Raw genomic sequence first — 11,604 nt, 5'->3', positions numbered from 1 at the left:
CTGGCCACGTCAATCGCTTGTGGATAACGGTTCAGGCTGAATAAATATTCGGCGGCGTTAGTCAGTACGGCAGGTGAGCGCTTGTCGGTATCGTAGCGCTCGGTAAAGCGCAGCATACTGGCGACTGCATTTTCCTGTGCGTGGGATTTTTCTTTTGGGTTCTGTTCCAGTTCCGCAATACGGTTCTGATAAGCAAGAATCGCGGCATAACCTGAGCGGTTGCCGAATTCTTTATCCTGATACTGGTAGCTGACAATTTCATAGTCGGCGGCAGCCTGATCGTACTGGCGGGCTTCGAAATGCGCTTCTGCTTTCAGGTAACGTTGTTTGGCCAGATCGCTGCTTTGCGGAAAGCTGCTCAGGTATTCGCCATAATATTGAGTCGCACTGGCATAAGAGACGGCTGATTTTTCGTTAAGCTCATCGGCACCTTTAATTTTGGCGGCGTCTTTCTCGCCAGCCAGTTTGGCCTGCGCCTGGGCCTGGGCATGGAAGTGTGCGGCGAGCTCGGTCAGGTAGGGTTTCAGGTTGCTGCTGATATCAGCACGCAGGGTTTCGCTGGCCTGTGCCCAGTAAGCGGATTGCATACCGTATTGGGCAACATAAGCCTGCTTGGCCTGTAATACGTCTTTGGCAAACGCACCTTTAATGTAGGCTGCAATCAGTTTGCTGTGCATACCCGGTGTGCGGCTATCCATTGGGTAGCTGGCAATAAAGTGCTGATAGGTTGCAGCGCTGTCGGCGTAACGGTTTTTCTCCAGGTAATAGGCCCCCAGATTTTCATACACCTGCCAGATATAGGTTTTGTTGCGCAGGCCTTTTACGTCACTGATTTTTTCGGCACCGCCGAGGTTTACCAGTGTCAGACTGATGGAGTGCAGGGTGTCATCAACCAATGGCTTTTCGGCGTTGCTCAGGGTCTGGCTGCTTTGCTCGTCAAGAACAACGGAGAGCACATAAGCAAAAGATTCCAGTGCATCATCAAACAGTCCGCGCTTATACAGAGCCCAGCCCAGCATGTAATGGGCATTGAGCTTCAGCGATGGGGCATTGGCTTCCGTTACCGTGCGGTAATGAAATTCGGCCTGCTTGTATTTTTCGTTATTGAAATTGATGTCGCCTAAGCGGAAATGGGCTTCGGCAATGCCGGAATAATCCGGGTGCAGAGCCACCAGACGCTTAAGCATGGCTTCGGCATTTTTGGGCTCGCCTTCCATCTCATAGGCTTTTGACAGCTGGTACAGCACTTCTGCGTTATCCGGAGAGTTCGGATATTTTTCCAGAATGTCGATATAAGAATTAATGGCGTCGCGGTAGTAACCTTTGCTTGGTTTATTCTCCGGGCTGGTTTGCAGGTGATCACCTTCGGCCATGGAGACACCGGCGATACGGCGTTCGATCTGCTCTTTCAGGAACTTGTCATCGACCAGCTCAAGCAGTTCCTGATATTCCTCACGCACCTGATGGTGATTCATATCGGAAAAATCGAGGTTACTTTCTTCGGTTTCCTGGCTTTTTAAGCTGCCGATTGTGTCGTTGCCGCCAAACAGACTGCATCCGCTCAACAATATTGGCAAACCCATAAGCAAGCCTATGTGGTTAAGGTGTTTCATTGCTGTGCTCCGCTGCTGGAATCTTCGATGTTATTCAGGGCTTTGTCGTAAAGCCGCGCTTTACCCAAGCGCGCCTGTGCCCAGTAGTACCGGATCCGTTCTTCGTGCTTATCCAGCTCGGCGGTAATGACACCGCGCATCACTTTTTCCAGTGAGCGGATAAGGCTGTTGGTATTGCTGAGTTCCTGTTCAACCTGCGCTGCCAGTTTTTTACTGCGCGCCTGCAGCTGATAACTGAGTTTGTAGGGTTCTTTGATGGCGGCCACCTGGTCCATTTTATCGCCAACCAGTTCCAGCTCTTTCTGGGTATTGGCCCAAAGACTGGTAAAGCGTTCCTGATCACGTTCGGACAGTGTCAGGGTGGTCAGCTTCTGTTCCATTAATCCATCTTTATAGAAACGGAATTTTTTCTGCGCCTCGTTGGCGGCAGCCATCAGCTTTTCCATGCCGGTCTGGTCGCGGCGGATACGGATGATAAGTTCATGCTCGTGAATCTGCATTTGCCAGAACTGCAGGTTGCGGCGGATACCATACAGGTCGCGCAGCTCTTTGATGACTGAGTAAAAATTATTGGAAGCCATCAGCTCGGTAAGAAAAGGGGTCAGCTTGTTGTAATCCAGGCTTGGCTGCATGCCATACCAGTCAGATTCGTCCAGCATGGCTTCGAGGTTAATAACAAATTCCTGTGGAATTTCTTGCGAGGCGATAACCTTACGCGCCATCTCAATAGCACTCAGGCCGTCTTTAAACGCTTTTTCGGCCAGCAGATATTGTTTCAGGGCACTGCGCTTGGCGCCTTCGGTTTCATAAACATGAGCCAGCAGTACTTTGGCTTCCTGGGTTTCGGGAATGGTAATTGAACGCTGATTTAACAGATTAAGCGCAGGTACTGCGTCGCTATAGCGTTTTAATTTGATCGCGGCCCAGGCATAGGTTAACAGTGCGCGATTGGAATACAGGCCAGTGGTACGCACGCCCTGCAGATAATTCCAGGCAGCCAGCAGATTGCCTTCGGTCATTTCCAGTTGTGCCAGCGCGTGCCGTGCACGGTCAGCCAGTACGGCCAGCTCTTCACTTTTATGTAATGCCGCAGTGGTCATTACGCGGTTCAGGCTGGCCATAGCTTCTTTGGTTTTGCCGCTTTTCAGCTGGCTAATGGCCAGGTTGTAAATCAGGTAAGGCTGAAAACGAATATTGTCTGACAACTGATTAATACCGGCGTTGGCAGCATCAGTCTGGCGGTTGCGGATATTAATCAGCGTCGCCAGGTAGTTATATTCACCGGCAATATCCTGCGGTACCTGACCGTTAATCTGCATCAGGGCATGCGCAGCACGCGGAGTATCGGCTTTCTGATAATAGAGCTTGGCCAGATAAAACCAGGCGCGGTTGCGTTGCCCGGCAGCAACTTCCGGGGTGAGCAGCTGGCTGAAGATTTCTTCGGCCTGACCGGCAATACCATAAGAAAGGGTCATACCGCCTTTAAGTAAGCGGGCTTCATCGCCATGATGCTGCAGAGCGTTCTGGCTGAGGGCGTATTCGTACTGTACCAGAGCGGAAAAATAATCCTGCTGGTAGTAATCAAACAGAATACCGCCGTACTCCAGGTCTTTAACCTGCGCGGCGGTGGCACACTGGCTGGCAAGTATGAGTGGCAGCAGAAAGCGCATAAACATTCGCATAAGCACTACCACTGATTGATGGTAAACACAGGTTCCTGGCGGGCGCTGTCATCCGTGATGGCCAGTTCCAGATATTGGCTTGCTTTGCCTTTTTCCAGAGTCAGCTCTGCTGCTCTTTTATAAGCGCGACCATTCGGACCAATACCGGTAAAAAAGGCGGTGACTTCGTGCTTGCCTTCAGACAGGTTGGTCATAAACAGTTTCTGTACGCCACCGCGGTTCAGGGCTTCACGCTGTTTGGCGGAATACAGATGAGTGGAGACCATCTTGTCGTCGATTTTCAGTTTGACGCTTTCCAGGGTAAAAAACTGTCCACCTTCGACGGCCACAAAAACTGAAAACTGGGTGTTGGTCGGAAACAGCAGTGCTTCTTCCATTACCCGCAGATCTTTATTCAGCGTGATAACACGGTTCTTCAGCGCCTGAATATTTCCTGACAAGCGCTGCACTTCGCTCATGGCTTTGTGGGCTTTTTCTTCCGATTTTTGCTGGCCAAAATCAATGCTGGCATCTGCTGCTAACAGGGGGGCAGATACGGAAAAGCTGATGAAAAATGACAATAATGCCCAAAAACGCACGTCTGTTACTCCTGCCGCTCTTTACGCTGACGTTGGACGGTCGGGCATTATCTGCACTTATGAATTTAAAAACCTGCACCTGTTCAAAAAATGGAATAGTGCCAATTTTTTTTATCGCTAATGAGGCCTGCGTCACACTTTTGCTGTAACAGGCATCACAGTGTGAACAGGTTAACAGTCGGAAGGTGATTCACTGCCAGACAGCCGGAAGGCCTTTTCCGTAAGATGCCCGCCGAATCTGTTATGACGGCATCATCATGCAACAACACCTGATACTGGCGCTGAGCCTTTGTCTGGGGGCTTCTGTCGCCCTGGCGCAACAAGACAAACCGGCACAGCAGGAAAAACAACCTCCACAAGTTTCCAGCGAAGATATTGATCAGGCCCTGAAAGTGAAGGTGATTGATCCGTTTCTTGAGCTGCATACCGGCCCCGGGCGTGGTTATCCGGTTATTTATGTGGTGGAAAAAGGCGAAGAGATTGCAGTGGTCAGTCGCCGTACAACCTGGTATCTGATCGCCGACCGGCGCGGCAAAACCGGCTGGGTAACCCGTGAGAGCCTGGCGCGGACACTGCTGGAAACCGGCACGCCAGTGGCGTTACCGGAAACCCGCCACGGTGATTTTTTACGTCACAAAGCGCGTCTTGGTTTTACTGTCGGCCAACAGGAGGGCTCCGAACAGGTAAGTCTGCTGGCGGGTTACCGCCTGAGCCGTAATTTTGGTATCGAAGCCGAATATGGTCAGCTGTTCGCAGATACCGTCGATGGTTACCAGCGCTCGGTCAGCCTGATTGTTGAACCGACGGATCGCTGGTCTTTCACTCCTTTTTTGTCAGCGGGTTTTGGTCGTCAGGAGTTGCAGCTGAAAGAAAAACTGCCTGGCAATAAACCGGTTAACGATGATTTCCGCAGTTTAGGCATTGGTGTAAATGCCTACATCGGTTTCAACTTCGTATTACGCGGTGAATACCGCAATCTGACAATATTTTCAGACAATGACACAGTGAGTAACGCAATATGGCGAATTGGTTTCAGCAGTTTCTTCTGACGGCAGCAGTGTTGCTGCTCAGCCCATTGGCATTGTCTGCAGAAGAGGGTAATGATGGATCGGTGGTGATTAATCCGATCAAAATTATTGAGCCGGATGTTCAGCAAAGCAAAAATGATCAGGCAAAAATCGACAATGAAGTGTTCGAGGCTGGTTTTTTCCTGGGCATGATCAGTATCGAAGATTTCGGCACACATCCGCTATATGGCGTAAAAGCGTCATTTCATGCGACGGAAGATTTTTTCCTGCAGGCAAACTATGGCCGCAGTGAAGCCGGCCGTACAAGCTATGAAACCATTAATGGCAGTGGCATTAATATTCTGACTGATGCCGAACGGGAATACAGTTATTACGATGTTCTGGTGGGCTACAACCTGTTCCCTGGTGAAACCTTTGTTACACGTAATCTGACGTTTAATTCTGCATTTTATCTGGTTGGTGGTGTTGGTAATACGCGTTTTGCCGGAGATGAGCAATTTACTCTGGTGATTGGCACAGGTTACCGCATTATTTTTTCAGACTGGCTGACCTGGAACCTGGATTATCGTGACCACATGTTTGACACGGAGCTGTTGGGGCATAAGAAGCAGACGCACAACATTGAATTTGCTACCGGGTTAACAGTTTTCTTTTAATTGCATAACGGTTTGTAAACACAGGTCGCATTTTGTAGTCGTCATTCCGTTTACTATGCTGGTGTTACTTTAAGGTTGGAGGCTTTATGGCTAGTCGGAATTTCGCAACAGGTATGCTGCTGTCTGTTTTACCGCTCGTTTTCAGCAATATCAGTGTTGCCGGTTCACCCTCAGACTATAGCGAAGCCTGTGAGTGCAAAACCTCAGAGAATGGTACGCGTACCATTCCGGTTTTAATCCGCGACTTTAAAACCAGCCATCCGGATTTTGAAACCATGGATGGTGTCGATTATGGCATCGTAAAAGAAGATCTGGGTGACGATGGACGTCCGGTTTACGCGCATGAAGGCCGCAGCAGAACGACAACGGGCAAAGCCAATTTTGATCAGTGGTATCGTGATGTACCGGGCGTGAATATGGCCATCAGCAAGAATCTGACGATTCGTGAAATTGCTTCAGGCTTCTGGGAATACAGCAACCACAGTTTCTTCCCGATTGACCGTGAAGGCTTCGGTAATCAGGGAAATTATCATAATTACCACTTCACGCTGGAAACACACCTGAAGTTTTATTATGTACCGGGCGGCCACTTTACCTTCCGCGGTGATGATGACCTGTTTCTGTTTATCAACGGTAAGCTGGCGATGGATATCGGTGGTGTTCATGGCATGATTGAGAAAACCCTCGATCTGGATCAGGTTGCCGAGCGTCTGGGGATTGAGCCTTACAACACCTATTCATTTGATCTGTTCTTTGCCGAACGCCATACCACGGAGTCGCATTTTAAATTCCAGACCACACTGGAGCTTGAATGCCTCTGATCCGGATTATATAAGCGGATAAGCAGACATAAAAAAACCCGGCAATTGCCGGGTTTTTTATTACTGTGGGTTAAAGCACAAAATCAGTTGGCTTCAACGATGCGCTTCATGTCAGTCATGTAGCCACGCAGTTCCTGACCAATCCACTCAACCGGGTGGTTGCGGATGTTTTCGTTCACTTCGATCAGGCGCTTGTTGTCTACAGAGTTAGACTTCAGCTTCAGACCTTTACCGATAACGTCGGTGCTGATGTGTGGCATGAACTTCTCGCGCAGCAGAGGTACAGCAGCGTGAGAGAACAGGTAGTTACCGTACTCAGCAGTATCGGAAATAACCACGTTCATTTCGTACAGCTTACGACGGGCGATGGTGTTGGCGATCAGCGGAGTTTCGTGCAGAGACTCGTAGTACGCAGATTCTTCAACGATGCCGCTCTCAACCATGGTTTCGAACGCCAGTTCAACGCCGGCTTTGATCATGGCAACCAGCAGGATGCCGTGGTCGAAGTATTCCTGTTCGTTGATTTCAACGTCAGAAGCCGGTGCTTTTTCGAAGCCGGTTTCTGCCGTTTCTTCACGCCAGGTCAGCAGGTTTTTATCGTTGTTGGCCCAGTCAGCCATCATGGTGCGGGAGAATTCGCCGGTCATGATGTCGTCCTGATGCTTGCGGAACAGAGGACGCATCAGTTCTTTCAGTTCTTCAGCCATGTCGAACGCAACGATTTTCGCCGGGTTAGACAGACGGTCCATCATGTTGGTGATGCCGCCGTACTTCAGAGCTTCAGTCACTGTTTCCCAACCGTACTGGATCAGCTTGGCTGCGTAGCCTTCGTCGATACCGTCTTCAACCATTTTCTCGAAGCCCAGAATCGCACCGGTCTGCAGCATGCCGCACAGAATGGTCTGCTCGCCCATCAGGTCAGACTTAACTTCAGCAACGAAAGAAGATTCCAGACAGCCAGCGCGGTGACCGCCAGTACCGGCAGCCCATGCTTTAGCAATGTCCCAGCCTTCGCCTTTAGGATCGTTTTCAGGGTGAACAGCGATCAGGGTCGGAACACCGAAACCACGCTTGTACTCTTCACGCACTTCAGAACCCGGGCACTTAGGAGCAACCATCACAACGGTCAGGTCAGGACGGATCTGCATGCCTTCTTCAACAATGTTGAAACCGTGGGAGTAACCCAGGCAGGCGCCTTCTTTCATCAGAGGCATAACAGCAGAAACAACAGCAGTGTGCTGCTTGTCTGGCGTCAGGTTGATCAGCAGGTCAGCCTGTGGAACCAGCTCTTCGTAAGTACCAACAACGAAACCGTTGTCAGTCGCGTTTTTCCAGGACTGACGCTTCTCAGCGATGGCTTCAGCACGCAGGGTGTAAGACACGTCCAGACCGGAATCGCGCATGTTCAGACCCTGATTCAGGCCCTGAGCACCACAACCAACGATCACAACTTTCTTACCTTTCAGGAATTCAGCTTCGGAAGCGAATTCAGAACGGTCCATAAAACGGCAGCGGCCCAGCTGATCCAGCTGTTGACGCAGGTTCAGAGTATTGAAGTAGTTAGCACCCATCTCTGGCTCCTTAAATTGAGGTTATGTGGATTAAAAAACGTTGCGGCGAATAGTAGGGGAAGATGGCTGTTGCGTAAAATGCTATATTTGCGCCGTCTCGTTGCGTTTTATGCAACGACCTTATTTCGGCTAAGGAAATACGATGGATTACAAGGACTTGCAGGTGTTCCTCAGTCTCAGTTCGCTGCAGCATCTGGGTAAAGCCAGTCAGCAATTACATATGAGTGCGTCGACACTGAGTCGCCGTCTGGCGCGGATGGAGGAAGAAGCCGGGGCACAATTGTTCAGTCGTGACAGTTCACCCCTGCAGCTGACGCCAGTGGGCGAGCTGTTCCGTCAGCATGCTGAGCAGACCCTGCTCAGCTGGGAGCAGTTGCGCAGTGCGGTGGGAACTCAGGTCAGCGATCTGAGCGGCCGGCTGACACTGTATTGCTCCGTTACCGCCAGCTACAGCTTTCTGGCGGACTTATTGTCGCGCTTTCGCGAAAAATATCCGCAGGTCGATTTGCGTATTCACACCGGCGATGCGGCGGAATCCATTCCCCGGGTCGAGTCCGGCGAGGCGGATGTGGTGATTGCCGCGCGTCCGGAACAGCTGGCTGGCGGTTTGACTTTTAAAGCCATGGCGGCATCACCGCTTCTCTTTATAGCGCCACGCGCACCGGGAGCTGTGCTGCCGCTGAACCAGACGGAAATTGACTGGGCGCAGGTGCCGATGGTGCTGTCTGAATCCGGACTGGCACGCACCCGCGTTAACCGCTGGTTTGCCGCACGCAATATCGCTCCGCATATTTATGCTCAGGTAACGGGTAATGAGGCGATCGTTAGTATGGTGGCACTGGGAGTAGGCGTTGGTGTGGTGCCGGAGCTGGTGTTGCGCAACAGCCCGATGGCTGGCCGGGTGCGGGTTTTAAATGTGCAGCCGGAACTTGAACCCTTTGCCATTGGTCTGTGTGCCCAGAGTCAGCGTTTGCAGGAACCCCTGTTGCAGGCGTTATGGAAGACAGCCGCCATTTAATGCCTCATAATGAGCGGTTCTACTGAGGTGTGTTTATGAGCCTGCAACAAATGAATGATGACAACAAGGTTGTACCCCTGATGGATAACGAAGACGAGAACGGACGTAAGTCTGCCAAGTGGCCGGGACGCAAAGGCATTTACCTGTTGCCGAACCTGTTCACCACCGGTGCCTTGTTCTCCGGCTTTTATGCGGTAGTGGCCAGTATGAACGGCCATTTCGAAAACGCGGCGATCGCGATCTTTATTGCCATGATCCTCGATGGTCTGGACGGACGTGTTGCCCGCCTGACCAATACCCAGAGTGATTTTGGTGCTGAGTACGACAGTCTGGCGGATATGGTGTCCTTCGGTGTGGCGCCGGCGCTGGTTGCGTTCAGCTGGGCGTTGCAGGATCTGGGTAAGATTGGCTGGGTGGGTGCCTTTATTTATGTCGCAGGTGCGGCATTGCGTCTGGCACGTTTCAATACCCAGCTGGCGGTGGCCGATAAGAACTTCTTTACCGGTCTGGCCAGCCCGGCGGCGGCAGCTATTGTGGCTGGTACCGTATGGGTGTTCAGTGAAACCGGAACACCGGGTGCGGAAATCGCCTGGCTGATGGCGGTTGTCGTGCCGGCGGCGGGCCTGCTGATGGTCAGCAACTTCCGCTACCACAGCTTTAAAGGTCTGGATCTGCGCGGCAAGGTGCCTTTTGTTGCTATGCTGGCTGTAGTCTTCGTGTTTGTCGTGGTCTCCATTGATCCGGCCAAGGTACTGCTGGGCGTGTTTATGACCTACGCGCTGTCGGGTCCGGTGTATGAAGCCTGGCTGCGTCTGCGTGAAAAAAGAGCCAAAGGTTGAATTCTTAGCTCAATTTGAGTCTAACCTTGCTCTGAGTCTTCCCGCGCGTTATCTGCTCTTATCCGGAGCCGGCGCGGGAAGGCGGTTAAACCGCCAGCCGAGGAGCTTCCATGATCATTAAGCCGCACAATCCCTCCGATCCTTTAGCGTCCGAAATCACTCCTCACTCCCTCTATCTTAAGCGTCGCCAGTTTATTGGTCAGGGTGCGGCATTAGCATTTGCTGCCAGTGCTTTGCCGGTTCAGGCGTTGCAGAGTCGTGAAGATCCGGGCAGTAGTGGCTCGCCCTGGCTGCGGGAGCAAATAGGCTCTGCGCGTGAAACCGCGTTTGGCGAAGATGAGGTGCTGACGCCCTACAGCAGTGTTACTCAGTACAACAACTTTTATGAATTCGGTACCGGTAAAGATGACCCCTACCGTTATGCCAGTAAGCTGAAGACTGATCCATGGTCGGTGACTGTGGATGGTGAGTGCGAAGTAAAAGGTACCTTCTCCCTTGAAGATCTGCTGAAAGGGCAGCAGCTGGAAGAGCGCATTTATCGTCTGCGCTGCGTCGAAGCCTGGTCGATGGTTATTCCCTGGATTGGTTTTCCGTTGGCAGATCTGATTAAACGCTTCAAGCCACTGGCCAGCGCTAAATACATTGAATTCATCACGCTGGAAGATAAAAAGCAGATGCCGGGTCAGCGCTCGGCTTTCTCAACCATCGACTGGCCATATAAAGAAGGGCTGAGGATGGATGAGGCCATGCACCCGCTGACGCTGATGGCGGTGGGTTTATATGGAGAAGTGCTGCCAAATCAGAATGGTGCGCCGTTGCGGTTAGTGGTGCCGTGGAAGTACGGCTTTAAAAGCATCAAGTCGATTGTTGCCATCCGCTTCCGCGAAACCATGCCGCGCACGACCTGGAATGACATTGCACCGAATGAGTACGGCTTCTATGCCAATGTGAACCCGCAGGTTGATCACCCGCGCTGGAGTCAGGCCAGTGAGCGGCGCTTACCATCTGGTCTGTTCAAACCAAACCGGATTTCGACGCGTCTGTTTAACGGTTACAGCGAAGTCGCTTCTCTCTATTCAGGCATGGACCTGCACAAGTACTACTGAACCAGGATTGTTTGCATGATCAGGCTGCGCCGCATTGTTCTCTTCTTATTAGGTATCACGCCATTCCTCTATATAGGCCAGGCAATCGTTCGGCTACAGTCTGGTGAATGGGACATTTTAGGCCCGGAGCCGGGGAAGGCGGTTGTCTGGTTTACCGGTACCTGGGCATTCAACTTTCTGCTGCTGACGCTGGCGGTCACACCGCTGCGCCGCTTACTGAAACAGCCCTGGCTGATTCAGCACCGCCGTATGCTGGGCTTGTTTGCTTTCTTCTATGCCTCTCTGCACCTACTGTCTTACTTTGCGTTCCTTCTGGAGTGGCGTTTCGCTGAATTGGGGGCTGAAACGATTAAGCGGCCTTATTTACTATTAGGTATGACAGCCTGGTTGCTGCTGTTGCCATTAGCGGTGACATCCACCCGTGGCTGGCAACGGCGGCTGAAGCAGGGGTGGAAGCGTCTGCATAAGCTGATTTATCCGTTATCTGTTCTCGTGGCGGTTCATTATCTGCTGCAGATCCGTTCTTCGTGGTTCGAGCCAGTGTTGTATGCCGCGCTCGTACTCTGTCTGCTATTACTGCGGTGGCAGAAAGCCACGGTCACGAAGCACGCTGATGGACATAATAGTTAAGTAATGTAAAAAGCAGTTGACCCCCGGATTCATATCCCTATAATGCGCCCCTCTCGACCGCT

The 11,604-nt window shown here is 51.6% G+C and carries 11 protein-coding genes; 7 read left to right on the top strand and 4 right to left on the bottom strand.

Going from position 1 to position 11,604, the window contains the following annotated elements:
* The 3 genes from B3P58_RS13805 to B3P58_RS13795 all read right to left on the bottom strand — a co-directional run.
* The coding region (locus B3P58_RS13805; RefSeq protein ID WP_286718319.1) for a tetratricopeptide repeat protein at positions 1-1,613 on the bottom strand (1,613 nt) is incomplete at its 3' end.
* Entirely contained in the window at positions 1,610-3,295 is a 1,686-nt protein-coding gene (locus tag B3P58_RS13800; RefSeq protein WP_225692495.1) for a tetratricopeptide repeat protein, read from the bottom strand. The genes B3P58_RS13805 and B3P58_RS13800, both read right to left, overlap by 4 nt.
* Before the next feature lie 5 nt (positions 3,296-3,300).
* Positions 3,301-3,873: an AraC family transcriptional regulator gene (locus tag B3P58_RS13795; protein ID WP_222428628.1), complete on the bottom strand. Its 573-nt coding sequence runs from the start codon at positions 3,871-3,873 to the stop codon at positions 3,301-3,303.
* 257 nt (positions 3,874-4,130) lie between these two features.
* Here B3P58_RS13795 and B3P58_RS13790 point away from each other — a divergent pair, with 257 nt between their 5' ends.
* From B3P58_RS13790 to B3P58_RS13780, 3 genes are all read left to right on the top strand, one after another.
* On the top strand, positions 4,131-4,922 hold the full coding sequence (locus B3P58_RS13790; RefSeq protein WP_145471084.1) for an SH3 domain-containing protein: 792 nt from the start codon (positions 4,131-4,133) through the stop codon (positions 4,920-4,922).
* Positions 4,892-5,557: an outer membrane beta-barrel domain-containing protein gene (locus tag B3P58_RS13785; RefSeq protein WP_145471083.1), complete on the top strand. Its 666-nt coding sequence runs from the start codon at positions 4,892-4,894 to the stop codon at positions 5,555-5,557. The genes B3P58_RS13790 and B3P58_RS13785 overlap by 31 nt, the downstream gene beginning before the upstream one ends.
* 86 nt (positions 5,558-5,643) lie before the next feature.
* Complete coding sequence (locus B3P58_RS13780; protein ID WP_230331878.1) at positions 5,644-6,378, top strand: fibro-slime domain-containing protein; 735 nt, start codon at positions 5,644-5,646, stop codon at positions 6,376-6,378.
* A gap of 83 nt (positions 6,379-6,461) precedes the next feature.
* Here B3P58_RS13780 and ilvC read toward each other — a convergent pair whose 3' ends face one another.
* Entirely contained in the window at positions 6,462-7,949 is a 1,488-nt protein-coding gene (gene ilvC, locus B3P58_RS13775; RefSeq protein WP_145471081.1) for a ketol-acid reductoisomerase, read from the bottom strand.
* A 142-nt stretch (positions 7,950-8,091) separates the two neighbouring features.
* Between ilvC and ilvY the strand changes: the two genes are divergently transcribed.
* From ilvY to B3P58_RS13755, 4 genes are all read left to right on the top strand, one after another.
* Positions 8,092-8,967 carry an HTH-type transcriptional activator IlvY gene (gene ilvY, locus B3P58_RS13770; RefSeq protein ID WP_286718309.1) on the top strand — a complete coding sequence of 292 codons (876 nt, stop codon included), beginning with the start codon at positions 8,092-8,094 and terminating at the stop codon, positions 8,965-8,967.
* Positions 8,968-9,002: 35 nt separating this feature from the next.
* Positions 9,003-9,806 carry a CDP-diacylglycerol--serine O-phosphatidyltransferase gene (gene pssA / locus B3P58_RS13765; RefSeq protein WP_371736687.1) on the top strand — a complete coding sequence of 268 codons (804 nt, stop codon included), beginning with the start codon at positions 9,003-9,005 and terminating at the stop codon, positions 9,804-9,806.
* Positions 9,807-9,916: 110 nt separating this feature from the next.
* Positions 9,917-10,912, top strand: a complete 996-nt coding sequence (gene msrP, locus B3P58_RS13760) for a protein-methionine-sulfoxide reductase catalytic subunit MsrP (protein WP_286718307.1) — start codon at positions 9,917-9,919, stop codon at positions 10,910-10,912.
* 15 nt (positions 10,913-10,927) lie between these two features.
* Positions 10,928-11,542, top strand: coding sequence for a sulfite oxidase heme-binding subunit YedZ (locus tag B3P58_RS13755; protein ID WP_225692497.1), 615 nt, complete (start codon positions 10,928-10,930; stop codon positions 11,540-11,542).
* The last annotated feature ends 62 nt before the right edge of the window (positions 11,543-11,604 follow it).

This window comes from Thalassolituus sp. UBA2009, assembly GCF_002335285.1.
Classification (GTDB): Bacteria; Pseudomonadota; Gammaproteobacteria; order Pseudomonadales; family Oceanobacteraceae; genus Venatoribacter; species Venatoribacter alkanivorans.
The sequence above is the reverse complement of the archived record's forward strand: the minus strand, read 5'-3'. Positions and strand labels throughout refer to the sequence as shown.